This is a genomic window from Hymenobacter sp. HDW8 (genome assembly GCF_011305775.1).
Taxonomy (GTDB): domain Bacteria; phylum Bacteroidota; class Bacteroidia; order Cytophagales; family Hymenobacteraceae; genus Hymenobacter; species Hymenobacter radiodurans.
This window is the reverse complement of record NZ_CP049907.1, coordinates 3,447,298-3,464,828: the sequence shown is the minus strand read 5'-3', so window position 1 is coordinate 3,464,828 and position 17,531 is coordinate 3,447,298. Positions and strand designations below refer to the sequence as shown.

The 17,531-nt window shown below is 54.6% G+C and carries 19 protein-coding genes and 1 pseudogene; 9 read left to right on the top strand and 11 right to left on the bottom strand.

Features of this window, described 5'->3' with window-relative positions:
• The first annotated feature begins 72 nt into the window (after positions 1-72).
• Positions 73-678: a superoxide dismutase gene (locus G7064_RS14770; RefSeq protein ID WP_166074185.1), complete on the top strand. Its 606-nt coding sequence runs from the start codon at positions 73-75 to the stop codon at positions 676-678.
• 82 nt (positions 679-760) lie between these two features.
• Here G7064_RS14770 and G7064_RS14765 read toward each other — a convergent pair whose 3' ends face one another.
• Genes G7064_RS14765 through G7064_RS14755 form a run of 3 tightly spaced genes read right to left on the bottom strand, consistent with a single transcriptional unit; the run spans position 761 to position 2,281 of the window.
• Positions 761-1,057, bottom strand: coding sequence for a winged helix-turn-helix domain-containing protein (locus G7064_RS14765; RefSeq protein ID WP_240935511.1), 297 nt, complete (start codon positions 1,055-1,057; stop codon positions 761-763).
• Positions 1,041-1,634, bottom strand: coding sequence for a hypothetical protein (locus tag G7064_RS14760; protein ID WP_166074184.1), 594 nt, complete (start codon positions 1,632-1,634; stop codon positions 1,041-1,043). The genes G7064_RS14765 and G7064_RS14760 overlap by 17 nt, the downstream gene beginning before the upstream one ends.
• Before the next feature lie 41 nt (positions 1,635-1,675).
• Entirely contained in the window at positions 1,676-2,281 is a 606-nt protein-coding gene (locus G7064_RS14755) for a hypothetical protein (RefSeq protein ID WP_166074183.1), read from the bottom strand.
• Positions 2,282-2,597: 316 nt separating this feature from the next.
• Here G7064_RS14755 and G7064_RS14750 point away from each other — a divergent pair, with 316 nt between their 5' ends.
• Positions 2,598-3,902 carry a nucleoside permease gene (locus G7064_RS14750; RefSeq protein ID WP_166074182.1) on the top strand — a complete coding sequence of 435 codons (1,305 nt, stop codon included), beginning with the start codon at positions 2,598-2,600 and terminating at the stop codon, positions 3,900-3,902.
• 115 nt (positions 3,903-4,017) lie between these two features.
• Here the strand turns inward: G7064_RS14750 and G7064_RS14745 are convergent, their stop codons facing one another.
• Positions 4,018-4,437, bottom strand: a complete 420-nt coding sequence (locus tag G7064_RS14745) for a nucleoside-diphosphate kinase (RefSeq protein ID WP_166074181.1) — start codon at positions 4,435-4,437, stop codon at positions 4,018-4,020.
• A gap of 335 nt (positions 4,438-4,772) precedes the next feature.
• On the opposite strand from G7064_RS14745, the pseudogene G7064_RS14740 reads away from it, so the two are divergent.
• The 6 genes and pseudogenes from G7064_RS14740 to G7064_RS14715 all read left to right on the top strand — a co-directional run bounded on the left by G7064_RS14740 (position 4,773) and on the right by G7064_RS14715 (position 8,454).
• Positions 4,773-5,815, top strand: a pseudogene (locus tag G7064_RS14740) (DHH family phosphoesterase).
• A 37-nt stretch (positions 5,816-5,852) separates the two neighbouring features.
• Positions 5,853-6,809, top strand: coding sequence for an FKBP-type peptidyl-prolyl cis-trans isomerase (locus G7064_RS14735; RefSeq protein ID WP_133274087.1), 957 nt, complete (start codon positions 5,853-5,855; stop codon positions 6,807-6,809).
• 76 nt (positions 6,810-6,885) lie between these two features.
• Entirely contained in the window at positions 6,886-7,380 is a 495-nt protein-coding gene (locus G7064_RS14730; RefSeq protein WP_166074180.1) for an FKBP-type peptidyl-prolyl cis-trans isomerase, read from the top strand.
• Between the two features lie 59 nt (positions 7,381-7,439).
• On the top strand, positions 7,440-8,003 hold the full coding sequence (locus tag G7064_RS14725; protein ID WP_166074179.1) for an FKBP-type peptidyl-prolyl cis-trans isomerase: 564 nt from the start codon (positions 7,440-7,442) through the stop codon (positions 8,001-8,003).
• Complete coding sequence (locus tag G7064_RS14720; protein WP_166074178.1) at positions 8,000-8,161, top strand: hypothetical protein; 162 nt, start codon at positions 8,000-8,002, stop codon at positions 8,159-8,161. The genes G7064_RS14725 and G7064_RS14720 overlap by 4 nt, the downstream gene beginning before the upstream one ends.
• Positions 8,162-8,169: 8 nt before the next feature.
• Positions 8,170-8,454, top strand: coding sequence for an FKBP-type peptidyl-prolyl cis-trans isomerase (locus tag G7064_RS14715; RefSeq protein ID WP_166074177.1), 285 nt, complete (start codon positions 8,170-8,172; stop codon positions 8,452-8,454).
• A 47-nt stretch (positions 8,455-8,501) separates the two neighbouring features.
• Here G7064_RS14715 and recO read toward each other — a convergent pair whose 3' ends face one another.
• From recO to G7064_RS14695, 4 genes are all read right to left on the bottom strand, one after another.
• Positions 8,502-9,224 carry a DNA repair protein RecO gene (gene recO / locus G7064_RS14710; protein WP_133274091.1) on the bottom strand — a complete coding sequence of 241 codons (723 nt, stop codon included), beginning with the start codon at positions 9,222-9,224 and terminating at the stop codon, positions 8,502-8,504.
• A gap of 96 nt (positions 9,225-9,320) precedes the next feature.
• Positions 9,321-11,687: a two-component regulator propeller domain-containing protein gene (locus G7064_RS14705; protein ID WP_166074176.1), complete on the bottom strand. Its 2,367-nt coding sequence runs from the start codon at positions 11,685-11,687 to the stop codon at positions 9,321-9,323.
• Between the two features lie 110 nt (positions 11,688-11,797).
• Positions 11,798-12,427 (bottom strand): thymidine kinase, encoded by a 630-nt coding sequence (locus G7064_RS14700; protein ID WP_166074175.1) that lies wholly within the window; start codon positions 12,425-12,427, stop codon positions 11,798-11,800.
• A gap of 179 nt (positions 12,428-12,606) precedes the next feature.
• A complete protein-coding gene (locus G7064_RS14695) occupies positions 12,607-12,930 on the bottom strand; it encodes a 2Fe-2S iron-sulfur cluster-binding protein (RefSeq protein ID WP_166074174.1) in 324 nt (107 codons plus the stop codon).
• Between the two features lie 35 nt (positions 12,931-12,965).
• On the opposite strand from G7064_RS14695, the gene G7064_RS14690 reads away from it, so the two are divergent.
• Positions 12,966-14,264 carry a hypothetical protein gene (locus G7064_RS14690; RefSeq protein WP_166074173.1) on the top strand — a complete coding sequence of 433 codons (1,299 nt, stop codon included), beginning with the start codon at positions 12,966-12,968 and terminating at the stop codon, positions 14,262-14,264.
• A gap of 88 nt (positions 14,265-14,352) precedes the next feature.
• Here G7064_RS14690 and rodA read toward each other — a convergent pair whose 3' ends face one another.
• Genes rodA through G7064_RS23090 form a run of 3 tightly spaced genes read right to left on the bottom strand, consistent with a single transcriptional unit; the run spans position 14,353 to position 17,529 of the window.
• Complete coding sequence (gene rodA, locus G7064_RS14685) at positions 14,353-15,645, bottom strand: rod shape-determining protein RodA (protein ID WP_166074172.1); 1,293 nt, start codon at positions 15,643-15,645, stop codon at positions 14,353-14,355.
• 52 nt (positions 15,646-15,697) lie between these two features.
• Positions 15,698-16,423, bottom strand: a complete 726-nt coding sequence (locus G7064_RS23095; RefSeq protein ID WP_410505502.1) for a penicillin-binding transpeptidase domain-containing protein — start codon at positions 16,421-16,423, stop codon at positions 15,698-15,700.
• Positions 16,423-17,529: a penicillin-binding transpeptidase domain-containing protein gene (locus G7064_RS23090; protein WP_317172774.1), complete on the bottom strand. Its 1,107-nt coding sequence runs from the start codon at positions 17,527-17,529 to the stop codon at positions 16,423-16,425. Before G7064_RS23090 ends, G7064_RS23095 begins: the two co-directional genes overlap by 1 nt.
• Positions 17,530-17,531 lie beyond the last annotated feature (2 nt).

Sequence of the window (17,531 nt, the reverse complement as noted above, 5' to 3'; positions counted from 1 at the left end):
AAGAAGTATAGTAGCTGCCCGAACGCCGGGCAGCCTTACGCGTTTCCTTTCACCTCCAAACCTATCTTTCCCATGGCCTTCGAACTGCCCCAACTGCCTTACGCCTACGACGCCCTCGAACCGCATTTCGATGCGCAGACGATGGAAATTCACCACACCAAGCATCATCAGGCCTACGTTACCAACCTAAACAACGCCATTCAGGGCACCGAGATGGAAAGTCAGTCTATCGAAGATATCCTGCAAAATATTGCGGCTGCTCCGGCTCCGGTTCGCAACAACGGCGGTGGTCACTGGAATCACTCCATGTTCTGGCAAATTCTGAAGCCAAATGGTGGCGGCGAGCCTACGGGCGCTATCGGTGAGGCCATCACGCAGTCGTTTGGCAGCTACGAGAAGTTTAAAGAGGAGTTCACCAAAGCCGCTACCACGCGCTTCGGCTCGGGCTGGGCATGGCTTTGCAAGCAGTCTGATGGCTCGCTGCAAATCTGCTCTACCCCCAACCAAGATAATCCTCTCATGCCCGATGCTGGCTGCAAAGGCATTCCCGTTTTGGGCCTCGACGTGTGGGAGCATGCTTACTATCTAAAGTATCAGAACAAGCGCCCTGACTATATCGCTGCCTTCTACAACCTCATCAATTGGGACGAGGTGAACAAGCGCTTCCAAGCTGCTTAGTTTCTAAGTAATAGAACCACATAAAAAAGCCCCCCAGTCACGACTGGGGGCTTTTTTATGTGGTTCTATTACCGAAAGGTGTTCACTCAGGCTTGAGGTAGCGCTGTAGGTTCTGCACGTAGTTCTCGAAGGCTTTGACACCTTCAGGTGTGATGGCGCAGCGCGTGAGCGGGTAGCTGCCGCTAAACTCCTTGGTCATGGTGAGGTAGCCGGCGTCTTTGAGCTTACTGATCTGGGTGCTCAGATTGCCTGCCGTGGCTCCGGTCTTCTCTTTCAGAAAATTAAACTCAGCCTCCCGCACGCTGAGCAACAGCGACATGACTGCTAACCGAAGCTGAGAGTGCAGCAGCGGGTTGAGTTCTTCAAACGGCGCGGCCACGGCGGTATTGGTTTTTTAGCAAATGTCCGGGCACGATATACGCGACCAGCACGGCAGCAGCTATCAGCAGCAGCTGCATCTCGAATGACACCCGAAACGCTACGGTAGCCAGCAGCCAGCAGGCAGCCCCACCCCACAGCAGCGGCCGATACCGGAGCGCGCCGCCCGTAGCAAACGTACCTAGGCCATACAGGGCAATGATAAGCGGATACGCCGTCTGCCAGCCAGCTACGGTGCCCACGCCAATGAGCATGAGCATCAGTACGCCAAAACCAGCCCAGAGGTAAGTCATAAAATCGTGCTGAGCAGTACGCACCCGCTCGCGGCGCCCCCTACGGACCCCATTCACAAAGGCGGCTACCGCACCCAGGCTCATGAGGGCGGGCCACGCCAACCAGGGTTTTTCGTAGCCGATTTGCAGCAGGCTGTAGTGGCTCAAGGCCGCGGCAAACACCAGCCAACCCCAGAGCAGCAAGTCGAACGAGTTGTCGCTGAGGTCCTTCTTGGCCGTGTGGATCATTTCCTGAATCAGCCGCAGACTATCAGTGGGCGACATTGTTTTTTCAATGGGTTCCATAAAAGTAAAGTTGAAAGGCAGAGAAAAGAGTAGAGTGCGAACTAAGCAGCCACGCGGCTCTGGGCGTTCAGCAAAAAGCCCGGAATGATGTAGCTCACCAGCATGGCCGCGGCAATGACAATCAATTGAATATGAGCTGGCATAAAAATGATTGCCACGCCCAAAACCACCGAAGAAATGCCCCCCAGCACCAGCGGCCGAAATTGCAGTACCCGCCCGGCAATCAGCGCAGCCAGTCCATTGAAGAGCAGGAGGATAGGGTGAGCCTTCACCCAGCCAAACTGCATGGCGCAGATAATCGCGATGATCATAATAACGATGAAGCTTTTCTGTAGCAGACGCATGGTTTTGGCGGCGGGGGCTGTGCTGACCGGGTGTAGCTTCCGCTCCCGCCGGCTCCGCACGCTCAACACGATGGCCATTAATGGCATCAATATCATCCAAGGCAACCAGGGCGCAGCAAACCCACCAAGTTCTAATACTACTTCGCTCAGAGACGCTATCAGTACCACTGAGCCGCGGAGCATATACGTGAAGGCATACGACCGCATATCAGCCAACGCAACTGCGTGGCCGGGATTGGTGACGACTGCCTCATCAAAGCTGGTAGCGCTAATAGGGGCGGCGAAGCTGGCAAGCGTTTTCATGGGTTGGAGTAGCTAGTAGTGATTGAACATGACAAACGTAAACTACTTTATATCATAAACCAAATTATAGCGCAAACTTTTTCATTATCTAAAGTAGCCTTACCCACACCCGCTTCGTTTTCGTTTTTTTCTATCTTTGAATGCCCGGTCTGCGCAAGTGGCCGGGTTGTTCTTTTTTTCTGCCTTCCTCTCTTCTTTTTCGAGGTCTGACTTATTGGCTTCGTTCGGATCTGATTGCTCGTGGCAATGCTCAGCCATGCACGGACCCACGTGGCCGTCTTTCATCGAAAGTTTTCTTCTCTAAATCTGCTCCTACATGAGTGTCAAGCTTCGTCTCATTATCCTGAGCTTTTTACAGTTTTTTATCTGGGGTTCGTGGCTGATCACCATCGGGGCGTACTGGTTTCAGACCAAGCAATGGTCGGGGGCCCAGTTCGGCGCTATCTTCTCGACGATGGGCATTGCCTCCATCTTCATGCCTTCCATCATGGGCATCATTGCCGATAAGTATGTGAATGCCGAGAAGCTGTATGGCGTCCTACACATTCTGGGGGGCATTGTGCTGTTCACCGTACCTCTAGTGACTGACCCTGGCACCATGTTCTGGGTGATGCTGCTGAACATGATTTTCTACATGCCCACGCTGGCCCTCTCTATTGCCGTATCCTACTATGTGCTCAAAAGCCGCGGCGGCGATGTAGTACGGGACTATCCGCCCATTCGAGTGTGGGGCACGGTGGGCTTTATCGTGGCCATGTGGACGGTTAGTCTGTTGGGCTTCGAGAAGTCGGCCAACCAGTTTTACGTGGCCGCTGGTGCAGCTATTCTGCTAGGTATCTACTCATTTACGCTCCCGAAGTGCCCGCCTACTGCCAAAGACACGCCGAGCCGTTCCCTCATCGATGTGCTGGGCTTAAAGTCGTTTGCATTGCTGCGCGACACCAAGATGCTCACCTTCTTCGTCTTCGCTATGCTGCTGGGTGCGGCCTTGCAGCTCACCAATGCCTACGGCGACACATTCCTCCACGACTTCGACCAGGTACCGGCTTACCAGGATACCCTAGCCGTGAAGTACCCGGCCATCATCATGTCCATCTCGCAAATTTCCGAGACGCTGTTTATTCTGGCTATTCCCTTCTTCCTGCGTCGCTTCGGCATCAAGCAGGTGATGGTCTTTAGCATGATTGCCTGGGTACTGCGGTTCGGTTTATTCGCCTTCGCTAACCCCGCCGACGGTCTGTGGATGATCATCCTCTCATGCATCGTGTACGGCATGGCCTTCGACTTCTTCAATATCTCCGGCTCGCTGTTCGTCGAAACGCAGACCGCCCCGTCTATCCGGGCCAGCGCACAGGGCTTGTTTATGATGATGACCAATGGCTTCGGCGCCGTTTTCGGCAGTCTGGTGAGCGGCCTTATCATCGAGAAATACTTCACCGCCGCTGATGGCGTCACCAAGGATTGGCAGGGCATCTGGCTTTCTTTCGCTGGCTACGCTCTGGTAGTTGCTGTGCTATTTCTCATTTTATTTAAGCACAAGCACAACCCACAGGCCGCAGAAGAGGCAACAGAAGTGGATCACTCCGCGTCGGGGCCACTACTTGCTACTAACCAATCGTAGAGGTATTTTGATCAAAGTATAAAAACAGTATAAAATAAGTCTATTTGTAGTCTAACAAAAAACCCGCTCTGCATTAAGCAGAGCGGGTTTTTTGTTGTTTTAGACGCTGGGTAGCTTAGAACTGCTCGTCTGCGCTGAAGTAGAAGTCTCCTTCAATTTGGGCATTCTCATCGGAGTCGGAGCCATGCACGGCATTGGCCTCAATGCTCTTGGCGTACTTCTTCCGGATGGTGCCTTCTTCCGCCTGAGCTGGGTTAGTAGCACCAATTAGCGTGCGGAAATCGGCTACGGCGTTGTCTTTCTCCAAAATAGCCGCTACGATGGGGCCCGACGACATATAGTTTACCAGATCCTGGTAAAAGGGACGCTCCTTGTGTACTTCGTAGAATTTGCCGGCGCGCTCAGGCGTCAAGCGTACTTTCTTGAGCGAAACGATACGAAAGCCACCCTCTTCGATCATATGCAGAATACCACCAATGTGGTTTTCCTGCACCGCGTCGGGCTTAATCATCGTGAATGTGCGGTTAGTAGCCATTCTAGTATTGTAAAGTGATGTGGGAAATTATGGAATGCTTGCGGGGCGCAAATCGTTAGACGATAGCGGCGGCAAAAGTAGGCTAAAGTTGGTAGGGTTGAGGTAAGGAGAAGAAAACAAGGCAAAAAAGCCCCCCAAGTACCTGCTTTACGCGGCTATGCCGGATGCTTGCAGGAAGAGTGCTTGTCGTCAACGCTTTACCTATTGCTATTCACTTCCCGAACCTAATGCCGAGCGGCTTGTGTTAAGGCAAAAATTATTTGCGGATTATTTCCGAATTTTGCCGCCTTGCTTCCGGCCTAAACCACCGAATTTCAGCCACCTATCAGTAGGCAATGTCCACAATCTCCGCTCTGAAGGAACTGCTAGCGCAGCCCCGGCAGATTTTTATCACTACACACCACAAACCCGACGCCGACGCGCTGGGCTCTTCTCTGGGCTTAGCTGGTTACCTCCGCAAAAAAGGTCACCACGTTACCGTCGTCACCCCCTCCGATTACCCCGATTTTCTGGCTTGGATGCCTGGCAATGAAGAGGTTATCGTGTACGACGCGCGCCGCAACGATGCGCAGGTACGTGAGATCATTGGTACGGCGGAAGTTATCTTCTGCCTCGATTTTAGCTGCTTAGGCCGTATTAACGAGCTTGGTAGCTATATCCGCAACGCGCCCGGCACAAAGGTTCTGATTGACCACCACCTGGAGCCAGAGAATTTCGCGGATCTGGATTTCTCCAATCCTAAAGCTGCCGCTACGGCCGAGCTGGTGTTTGAGGTAATCCGCGACCTGGGCGACCAGGATATGATTGATGTGGGAATCGGTGAGAGCCTCTACGCGGGCATCATGACCGATACGGGCTCGTTTCGCCACCCCAGCACCTCCCGCAATGTGCACCTTATTATTGCCGAGCTGCTCGATGCTGGCATCGACCTGAGTTCCGTTCACCGCCGCATTTACGACTCGCACTCCGAAATGCGTTTGCGCTTTCTGGGCTTTGTGCTTAAAGACAAGCTGGTGGTGCTCCCGGAATACAATACCGCTTACATCGCCATCACCCAGGATGAGTTGCGCCGGTATCAGTCTAAAACGGGCGACACGGAAGGCCTCGTCAACTTTGCGTTAAGCATTGAAGGCGTGGTATTTGCGGCTGTGCTCATCGACCGTGGACAAGCGGTAAAAATCTCTTTCCGCTCGGTGGGGGCTTTTCTGTGAATGAATTTGCGCGTCAGCACTTCAAGGGCGGTGGCCACCTCAATGCATCGGGTGGCATCAGCTATGAGTCTTTGGACGACACCGTGCAACGCTTCCTGAGCTTATTGCCTCAGTATCAAACCAAGCTCGTGACGGCACCGCTAGCGGTTGCGCCGCCAGCGGCGTAACTTGCCTCGATTTTACTTTCACCTTCTTTTCCTTTTCATGCTTTTTCAACGCAATTTCCTGGGCTTGGCGCTTGCCGCCGGCATTTTGGGCCTCGCTTCCTGCAATAAGGGCGGCGGTGATTTCACAAAGGCCAAATCCGGCTTTGAGTACAAACTTTTCAAAAGCGAAGGTGGCAAGTACACCGAGCGGGAAGTAAGCCCCGAGGGCGACGCAACCTACAAAGATCGTCTGGGCAAGATTCTGGCCCTCAACGTAGAGTATCGCACCGCGAAAGATTCCATCCTCTTCAATTCGCGTAAAGCCCAGATGGGCGTACCAATGCGCATCAAGCTGGAAGAGCTGAAAACCAAGGGTGGCTTGGAAGAAGCGCTTTCGATGCTTCAGCCCGGCGACAGCGCCGTATTTCGCTTCAACGTGGATACGATTTTCGCGAAATCATTCAAGGCTCCCGTTCCGCCTTTCATGAAGAAAGCCGGCAACACGATGACCATGTTCGTGAAGGCCGACAAGCTCCAAAGCGAGCAGGAAGCTATGGCCGACCAGCAGAAGATGATGGAGGAGCAGCAGAAGAAGATGATGGCGTATGCTGAAGAGCAGATCAAAAAAGACGACGTCATTCTGCAGGACTACATCAAGAAGAATAACCTGAAGGCCGAGAAATCTCCTTCCGGTATTTACTACGTAGTAAACAAGGCCGGAACCGGCGCCAAGCCCAAGCAGGGCCAGACGGTGGCGGTTACCTATAAAGGCTCACTGCTCGACGGTAAAGTATTTGACTCATCGGAGAAGCAAGGCGGTAAGCCAATTGAGTTTCCATTAGGCGTAGGCCAGGTAATTCCGGGTTGGGACCAGGGCATTGCGCTACTTAACAAAGGCACCCAAGCTACTCTGTTGATTCCTTCCACGCTGGGCTACGGTCAGCGCGGTGCTGGCGCCGACATTCCCGCTGATGCTGTTCTCCGCTTCGATGTGGAGCTGGTTGACGTGAAGTAAAGAAGCCCCCCAGCCGTCGTGTGCGGGCCTTAAGGTCGGCCACGACGGCTTTTTTTATCATCCCTTTTTCGCCTTTATGCTTCAGTTGCTCAAACGTTCCATCTTCTCCCGATTCGCAGTTCTGCTGTTAGCCAGCGTACCGTTGCTCACGGCTTGCGAAAAAGAAACCGACTATGTAAAGGAGGATGAAAAAATCATTCAGGAGTACATAGCGCAGAATAATATTGCTGGCGCTGAGCGGCAGGAGTCGGGGCTCTACTATGTGCCGACTGTAGTGGGCACGGGCGCAAAGGCCAAGCCCGGCCAGACGGTATCCGTGCATTATGTAGGCACGCTGCTCAACGGTCAGGAGTTTGACAACTCTGTGAAGCGTGGCAAGCCAATCGATTTTCAACTAGGTGTAGGGCAAGTAATTACTGGCTGGGACGAAGGCATTGCCCTGATGAACCAAGGCGGCAAGGCGACCCTGTTAATTCCCTCGGCGCTGGGCTATGGCCCACGCGGTGCCGGCGGATCTATTCCTCCGAACGCTGTATTGCGCTTCGATGTGGAGTTGGTGAGCGTTAAATAACTAGGGGCGGCAATACGTTATAAGCCTAGCTGGCTACTTCAAAAAATAAAGGCGATACGATGATGAAGACTTTTTCCACTTATATCCTGCTCAACCGCCTCGTGTTGCTTTTGCTGGCTGTTGGGCCCTTTTTGGCCGCCTGCGGCGATACTACCACGGAGAAGTACGCAAAAGAATTGCGCAAGCAGGAGGAAGAGTATAAAGTAATAGACGAGACCAAGATCCAAGCTTACCTCACCACCAACAATATCACGGAATTCAAGCGCATGCCTTCGGGCCTGTTCATGATACCGATTGTAAATGGCACCGGCCCGCAGGTAAAAGCCGGTAACCGGGTGTCGGTGAAATATCGGGGTACGTTTCTGGAGAATGGCGTTGTGTTCGACAGCTCCTTCGATCGTCGGATTCCCTGCGACTGCGGCGAATTTCTAATTGGCAGCGGCGAGGTAATTAAGGGTTGGGACCAGGCTTTTGTGGAAATGAAGAAAGGCGACCGCAAAATGCTTATTATTCCCTCCTACTTAGCTTACGGGCCAACGGGCAAGCCAAATGCTGCCGGCTCGTATGACATTCTGCCCAACCAAGTGCTCGTTTTCGACGTCGAAATCACCGAAATTCGGTGAAAAAGCCCCCCACCCGCTTCTGGTGTATCGCGCTGCTGATCCTGCTCCTGAGCAGCGCAGGCCATAGCCAGGCACAAGTGCTGGCCGATACGGTTCGTACTGCCTCAGGTGTGCGCTACTACATTCATCAGCCCGGCAAAGGGCTATCGCCAAAGTAGGCGACAAAGTGACGGTGAACTATACGGGCTTTTTGCCCAATGGCAAGCTCTTCGACTCTTCGGCTTCCGATGGGCGCCCACTGCGCTGCCGTGTAGGTCGAGGTGAGGTGATCAAAGGCTGGGATGAGGTATTACAGCTACTACCAGCGGGCAGCCGGGCCCGCGTTTGGATACCGGCCGCACTGGCTTACGGAGCCAAAGGTGCCCGCAACCCCGATGATGATAACCGCTACATTGTTCCACCGAATACTGATCTGGTATTTGAATTGGAAATGGTGAAAGTGACTAAATAAAAAAGCCCCCAGCGACGCTGGGGGGCTTTTTTATGAAAAACCTGGCGCTATTCTCCCAGTACCTCCGAAAGGACGGCCAGAGACCGAATGTCGCCAAGCTTCTCAATGTGCAGCTGATAATAGCGAATAAGCACGGCCAGCAGCTCGCGGCGGACGCGACCATTGGGCACGGTAGCCGTGGCTGGGTCGCGGAGTAACTCATCGAAGTAGTGGTCGAACTCGCGGAAGCGCAGCACCGTGGGGGCACTGCTGCTCGTGGCGGGGTTGCTGGCTTCGCCGGCGAAAGCAACCTGCGTCGTTACCTGCTCACCGGATAAGATGCCAAACCCCAGATAAGAGGCTAGCTGGAGCAGAAAAACGAGGGCAAAGTTTTCGTAGCCCGTAGTTTGCTTGTCGAAAGCCAGAATAGAATCGTGCAGAAAGGTGAACAGGGGCTCGTTTTCCTCCTCCTCAAACACCGTACGGCTCACCACTTCCGACAAAAACAGCACGACGCTGCCCTTGCGCACATCGTACGGAATGCTGGCAAACTGCTCGGCGCAGCGAAACTCCGACAAGCGGGTGATTCCACCCGTTCGTGAGGTATACGCCACCAAGTCAAGTAGCGTGAAAGGCTGAAATAAAGCAATACGCCCCGGTGGCTTGGCCTTGCGCACCCCGTTCACAATGTATGTCTGCAAGCCCAACCGCTCGGTATACACCCGCGCAATGATGCTGGTTTCGCGGTACTTAATGTAGCTCAGAACCAAGCCACGCGTTTTTATAAGCATTCGAATGTATTGGTTTTGCTACTCTTCTGGGTAGATAGACGAGCTACGAATAATAAGTGATTAGGTAGCTTCTTAACACCAAAACACAGCAATAAATCACCGCGCTACCACGGCTATTTTGCTAATACAGGTGTTTTTGCCATCTGCATCCGATGACAAAACCATATACACTCCCGACTGCACTTTGCGGCCGTTGTAATCGGCTAGGTTCCAGGTGAGGGTGCCGCCGTTGGCGCGGGTCTGATACACAAGCTTGCCCGTCACGTCCGTGATTTTGATGACTGCGTTGTTGGCTAAGCCTGATATGCCAACTTGGCCCGTAAAATCGGTGCGAACAGGATTAGGGAATACTTTCGCGCAGGCGGGCTTGCCTTCTGTAACGGTAGCCGAACCGCGGTAAGACACTACTCCAGCGTTGGTTACGACGAATACTTCCCCCGTGCGGTCGTTCACTGCCACGTCCAGGATACGGTTGGATGGCAAAGGACTATTGTCGGTGGTAAAATTGAGCAACGCCTCATCCACGCTTTCAGTGAACAGCCACAAGCCGCGGTCAGTACCGAACCACTTGCGGTTAGCGCCGTCCACAGCTACGCAACGCACAATATCGCTATTCAACGCTGGAAAGTTGAGGCTAGCTTGCGGCCCGCGTTGAATGAAAGGCTTTTGGAATACAGCCTCCGAGTTGGCCAAAAAGGTTTGGCTAGGATCGGTGAGGACGGCCACACCCGTACTGGTGGCCACCCAAATACTCCCCTGCCGATCTTTCACCATATCGTAGATGTCGTTGGAGGGCAGGCCATTGGCAGTAGAGAAATAGCGCGGCGTACGCGTGGTTTCGTCGTAGGCAATAACGCCGTTTCCGGTGGGCTGGCGTGAGGTAGACAGCCACACGTAGCCATTATTATCGAGCACAATGCCGTTGAGATTCTCAACTCCGGCAAAATATGGCAACGAGCGCCACGTGGTAGCGACGGGATTAAAAATGTGTACGCCAGGCACCCCCGCAAACTCATGCCGGTTCACTACCCACACGTTTCCTTCCGCATCAGCGGTTAGATCGGTAATGCGGGTGTAGTTCGGGTCGAAGTTGGGGAATTTGGGCGGCGCTAAAGCCGTCTTCAGTGGGTTGCTGCCGCTGCCATCAGTGAATTGCCGAAAGCTGCCAGGGCCCTTCCATTCTAGTATGCCGTTGCCGTAGCTGCCAATGTACAGCGTGCCGTCGGGGGTCCGCACCCCATGCGATGGGTCCTGAAAATTGGGGTATTCGGAGCGGTTGGGGAGCGTCTGGGGGGTAATGTTGGTCCACTGCCCGTCCTTGTACTCATAAAAACCGCCGAAAGAACCATTTTGCAGGAATCGATCGGAAAAACCGCCGCTAAAGACATCCGTGATTCCCGTGCGTGCGTCGCTGTACACACTAAAAGATCGGGCGCTGGCTGGCGCGTTCGACACAAAGTTCTCGAACTGCTGGGCGCCCGTTGTTTTCACTAAGCCATTTTGAAAATCGGCCACGTAAAACGCGCCATCGCGCGCGCGAATCGCCGCGCGCGTATCACGCAGCACGCCATTACGATACGTACGAATAGTGCCACCCGGCCGGTCGAGTACCGCCAGGTTATCCAGCCCGACTACCAATAAGCCAGCCCGCGAAGCGGTAAGCTGCCGAAATTGCCCCCCAGCAAAGCCGGCCACTGGTTGCCAGCCTCTGCCAGCCCCGGTGCCGCCCACAAATCGGTATAGTTGGTCGCCATTGGCACCCGCGTATACCTTCTCGTTATAGGTAGTAAGTGTGCGGAACGGATTGCCAGCTCGCGCAGGCAGGTCGATGGTCCAGCTGCGGAAGTTGGCGAGGTTATCGGTCAGGCGGCCCCGCAGCAGGCCTGCTGAAGTAGCGGCATACACGGAGTCGCGGAGCACAGCGCTGGCGTATACCTGCACTGCCTGCCCGGCCGGACCTATATTAACGTAGGTATCACGCACTTCCAGCCGCGTCATATCCAATACGACCAAGCCAAAACTGCATGCGAGGTAAGCACGGGGGCCGCTAAAATTTATGTGGTTAACGGTTTTGGCTTGGGTAATCTGGGCGCGCAGAATATCCGTTACATTCTGAATGGAACCGTTGGCCCGCAGTACGTCCAGGTTGCCGCTGTTATAGGCAACTAGTAATTGCTGACTGACCGAATCATAGGCTACCGTACTGACGCCCACATCATTCAGGCCATCGCGGCGGGAAAGCAGCCGGGTTGTGTTTAGCTCTTTATCGAAATAGAAAAAAGAGTTTTCGGTAGCTACGTACACCCGCTTATCCGCATCGGTTACGGCTTTGGCCTGGTTGGTGGGCAAATGCAGCTGCCAATCGCCGAAGCCTACGGGTCCCTGAGCAACAGCCGAGGTCAGGCCACAAAGCCAGATTGCAAAGAAGCTGAGCCAACGGCAGGTACGGAGCAGGTAGGTCATTGGCGAAAACTGGAGATACACAAAGCCAAACTTGGCGCGATGCAGCAGAAAGATACAGCTACAAAAAGCCCCCCAGAACTTTCTGTGGCTGCGGTCCCGCTGGCTTCGGGCTACAAGGAGTCGTGGCTGGCGGTAACGCGAGCTGAGGAGCTTTTTTCCTTCATCCCCTCCAAAAAACAAGGGCGACAGCGCGCTTCGTACGAATCGGTTTCGCCGAGCAAAATTTTATCCTGAGAAGCGGCAATGCGAAATGAATAAGAGGCCAGCTCGCCGCAGCACATACACACAGCGTGCACCTTAGTTACATACTCGGCCACGGCCATAAGAGCGGGCACGGGGCCGAAAGGCTTACCGGCGTAGTCCATATCGAGGCCGGCCACAATAACGCGGGTACCCCGGTTGGCAAGCTGCACGCACACTTCCACCAGCGACTCGTCGAAGAACTGCGCTTCGTCGATGCCGACTACATCGCAGCCACTGGTCATGAGCAGGATTTCCTGCGCCAACGCCACGGGCGTCGAGCGGATGCTGTTCGCATTATGCGATACCACGTCGTGGTCGTGGTAACGGGTGTCAATTGCGGGCTTAAAAATCTCAACGCGCTGCCGGGCGATGGTAGCCCGGTTTAAGCGACGAATCAACTCCTCGGTTTTGCCCGAAAACATGGAGCCGCACACCACCTCGATCCAGCCCCGGCGAGGGGCCTCGCGGTTGGTGCCGACGCGGGGTTCTAGAAACATAGGGTCTTACTATGAATAGCCAGCAGCGAATGCTCTGGCTTTGCTTTAAACCTCTAAAGTAAGGGTTTCGGTGTGGAGCTTCAAGGACGACACCCCGGAAATAGTTTCCGCGTAGCGCTAGTTGCCTGTGGGTTACGCACTTCCTAAGCTCGCTCCGCCAGGGCGGTATTCAGATAAAATTAGGGGCTGTAGGTTACGTGCGGCAGCTTGGTAGGCTCGGGCACACGAGCCGTCAGATCACCCTGGGTCAAACGGGTTTGACAGGTGAGTCGCTCATGGGGCAGCAGGCGGCCGGCACGACGGTAACGCAATTCTGCCTCCGTATCCGGCGTTAGGTTTTCCACGCCGCTAAGCACTTTCAAACGGCAGGTGGTGCAGCGGCCTTTGCCGCCACAGGCGTGCATCCAGTCGTGGCCGGCGGCTTGCAGGGCAGCCAGCAAAGTGGAGCCAACGGGCACCGCCACTACAGCGCCTGACAAGTTTTGCACGGTTAGACTAGGCATCTTTCCCTAAATTGCCGATTGAATCAGGATCTAAAATGAAGGACAAATATAGCCACGCCAAGCGCGAACACTACGGCCGCCGGCTGGCCGCTCACCTCTGCGACCAGCATTTTGGCCCCCAGCCCACTGCCACGCTCGATGGCCCCGCCGTGCTGCGTTTCACCCCTATTCGGCAGGTCAATCTGTTGGTTGTACAGCAATTGCTGGCCCAATGGACGGCTGAAATGGCTCGATTGCGTAGCCCCTACTTCGACTTTGAGGCTTCCGACGTGCGGCAGGCCCTCACCCAGTTTATGAACACGCTTTCGCGCCGCATCCGGCTGACGCGGGGAGCTTTTGAGCCCTTGTTAGCTCGTGCCGTAGCCGACACTCTGGGCGTAGTGACCGATCCAGTGCTGACGTTTGAAGAGAAGCTGCTGGGTGATCAACCGACCGCAACGGCTGCCCAACTGCGTGATGCTTTGCGGTATCTGGATCTGAATAAAGACTTGTTCGGGGAGTTTATCGACAGCCTCTCGCCAGAAGCGCCGCTGGAACGCGATTTTCTACTGGAGCGCTTCCGGCTGCATCAGGAGGCTACCTATAAAGGTCATCAGCTGATGGAAAAACTGGTAGCGGAGTTCAGCGCTTTGCTCCCCCTTACTGAGGCTGACTTATGGGCCGACGGCCCTGTGCGTGCACCCGCCGCACCCATAGCGGAAACACCTCGCCCGGTTCAGCCGCAGCCTGCGCCTAAGCCAGAACCTGTACAAGTTATAGAGCCCGTGCGCCCTAGTGAGCCAGCAAACGCTCCAGAGCCAGTAGCTGCTCCAGTTGCAGTAGCTCCGACACCTATTCCGGTGCAAAATGCCCCCCAGCCGTCTGTAGCGGCACCTACTTTTGTGCCTACACCGGCTTTTGTGCCTCCGCCAGCACCAACGCCTGAACCCAAGCCGGTTCATGAGCCGATTGTAGCGCCTCGCCGGCCAATCACGGAGGCCGCTCCAACTAGCGTACCGCTCTACGAAAAGCTAAAAGCGGAACGTTCTGCGACAGCGCCGCTCAGCGAAACACTGCGGCCGGAAAAAGCCGGCGCTACCTTAGCAGAAAAGCCCCCCAAAGTGGAATCGCTCCGCGAGGCGATTTCTATTAATCAGCGGTTTGGCTTTATCAATGAGCTGTTTAATGGGGAGAACATGGAGTATCATAACGCCATCCAGCACCTTGATACATTCAATGATCCGGAATCGGCGAAGCGCTACGTGACCCAGGATCTAGCCACCAAATACGACTGGACGCGCAAGGAGGAGCACGTCGGCCGGCTCCTGAAGCTCATCGATCGGAAGTTTGCTTAGACCATCCATAGAAAAGCCCCCCAGACGAATATCTGGGGGGCTTTTCTATGGATGGTCTAAGCCATTAATAAAGCGCTACTACTCTTATTTAGCGTACCAAATCCTGTTTGCGGTAGGCGTCAATTGCCAGCATGATAAATAGCAGAATGGTGAATGACCAGAGCGAGGAGCCGCCGTAGCTAAACAGCGGCAGCGGAATACCGACTACTGGCGCCAAACCGATAGTCATGCCCACATTCACAGCGAAGTGGAAGAAGAAAATACTGGCCACGCAGTAGCCGTATGTTCGACCAAACACCGATTTCTGACGCTCCGCCACATATACCAAGCGCATCAGCAGGGCCATGAACAAGATAATTACCACTAAGCTGCCCATCCAGCCCCATTCCTCACCAACAGTGCAGAAGATGAAGTCGGTGCTTTGCTCGGGCACGAAGTCGAATTTGGTTTGGGTTCCTTCCAGGAATCCCTTGCCCATCAGTCCACCCGAGCCAATGGCAATCTTGGACTGCGTTACGTTCCAGCCCACGCCCAGCGGGTCAGCCGACGGATTGATCAGCACCTCAATGCGCTTGCGCTGGTGCGGCTGGAGCACCTGATTAAAGAAAAAGTCGACCCCGAACACCATTCCAACCACCACCGCCCATACACTCAAGGACAGAGGCAAATGGTGACGCATCACCCGCGAATTAGCCAGAAAAACGCCCCCCAGAATGACGGTGATACCCCCAATGAGCCAGAGTTTGGGGATTAACAAAGCCAGAATCAGAATGACGCCCGCAGCAGCTAGAATAATGAGAATAAGCGGGGACATTCCCTCGCGAAAGTAAGCCAGCAGAAACGCGCCGAACACAAGCGCTTGGCCAGTTTCGTTGGAGGCGATGATAAGCAGCGGCGGCAACAGCGTCATGCCGGCTAGCACTGCTTGGTCGCGCCAGTTCTGGTGCCGCAGGTTAATGCCCGCCATAAAGCGTGATACGGCCAGAGCGGTGGCAAATTTGGCAAACTCGGCCGGCTGCAAGCGTACCGGCCCCAGTTCTAGCCAGGACCGAGAACCCGCAATAGGCCGCGCAATGAACAAGGTAACGAGCAGCAGCAAGACTACCACGGCGTAGAAAACGTAGGCGAACGTATCGTAAGCCTTGTAGTCGACTACCACCAAGATGACCATCAGCACCACGGCCGTCCCGATCCAGATAATCTGCTTAAACCAGTTATTGGCCATCAGTTCCTGAAAGCTCTGGCCGGCAAAGCCGACGGGTGCATCGGGCGAGTAGCTGGCAGCGTACACATTCAGCCAGCCTAAGCCCACCATCAAGGCATAAATGCCGATGGTTACCCAATCAAGGCTGCGACTGTATCTGGCGGGTGAAGAGGGCATTTTGGGTTATTCAAAAACGACTGTATCTGGCGCTGACTACCTCGTGGCTTCGTCAGCGCTTTCTGATAAACTTGGAAGCATCTCCCTCCAACCAGGTTTCCCACTGGGTGCGCTCTACTTTGCCGCGCAGGTATTTTTCCATCATCAGAGCTGCCATCGGGGCCGCAGAGCTACCCCCAAAACCGGCGTTTTCGATAAACACAGCAATGGCAATCTGGGGGTCTTCGGCGGGCGCGAAGGCTGCGAAGGTAGCGTGGTCGGGGCCGTGAGCATTTTGCACAGTACCCGTTTTGCCGGCCACCGAAATACCAAATTGCGCTAGACTAGCCAGATTGCCGGTACCGCCGCGGCCTTCTACCACCGCCTGCATCCCCGGAATAATGGCATCGAAATGTTGGGGGTCTACATTGGTATAGTGCCGCTCCTTATACTCTGGCAAGGGCCCGCCCTGACCAATACCACGCACGAAATGAGGTGTGTAATAATAGCCGCGGTTGGCAATAGCAGCCATGATATTGGCCATTTGCAGACCGGTGATACCAATTTCGCCCTGCCCGATGCTTAAGGAGTAAATCGTGCGGAAGTTCCAGCCATGCTTACCGTACATCTTATCGTACAGTTCCGGTGATGGAATGGAGCCTTTCCGCTCTGAGCCCATATCCACTCCTAGCTCCTGCCCCAGCCCGAAAGACATTACCTGTCGGCGCCACTCGGCCAAGCCTAGGCGGGCATCTTCTTTGGGGTTGCTGGAACGGCCGCGCATGATGGCCGTGCGCATCACTTGGTAGAAATAGGGATTGCAGCTTTGCTTGATGGCAATACCCACATTGGTGGGGGCTCGTGGCGGTGAGTGCACTTCACCAATCGTTGATTGCAGGGAAAACTTGTGTAAGGCGTCACTACGCCCATTTGCAAAGCAACCAGTTCATTAACTAGCTTAAATACCGAACCCGGCGGGTAAGTGGCCATCAGGGGCCGGTTGAAAAGCGGCCGCTCGGGGTTGTTGAGCAGGTCCATGTAGCGGTTGCCCATGCCTTTGCCACTGAGTCGAGCGGGCTCAAAGTACGGTGCCGAAACGAAGGCGAGGATTTCGCCCGTTTTCGGATCAAGAGCTACAATAGAGCCGCGCTTTTGGGCCATCAGCTTCTCGCCGTATGCCTGCAATTCGCTGTCGATGCTGGTGTGCAAGTCGAGCCCAGCTACGGATAGTGTGTCGTACTCACCATCCCGGAAGGCACCTTTTTCTATGCCCCGCACGTTCACCATGCGGTATTGCACCCCACGCCGCCCCATTAGCGTCTTCTCGTAGAAAGACTCCAAGCCTGTGATTCCTAAGTTGTCGCCGGCAACGTACTTAGCATATCGAGGGCTTTCTAACAGCTTAGGAGTAATAGCTCCTACGTAGCCCAGGGCGTGCGCCAGGTTCTCGGTTTTGTAAGAGCGGGCCATGTGGGCCTTGATGCTGAAACCCGGAAAATCGATCAGATTATCCTGGATAGCAGCCAACTCCGGCGTACTAAGGTTTTGTATTAATGGGGAGGCTTTTACTCGCGAATACGTCTTGGCAGCCGTCAGGGCAAGCCGAAACTCCTCGATGGGTAGCTGAAGAAGCTCGCACAAGCGAAGAGTATCGAGCTGTTTGATTTCGCGGGGCACCACCATCAGGTCGTACACGGGCGTGTTTTGCACCATCAGCTTCCCATTGCGGTCGAAGATGAGGCCACGGTAGGGCACCTGCACGATGCGCTGCAATGAGTTGCGGTCGGCGGCCAGCTTATAGCTGCCGTCGAGCACTTGGATGTAAAATAAGCGCGCCGCAAACAGTAGGGCTACGACCACGAAAATGGTCTGCACCACATACTTACGACCTTCAAGGTATTGCAAAG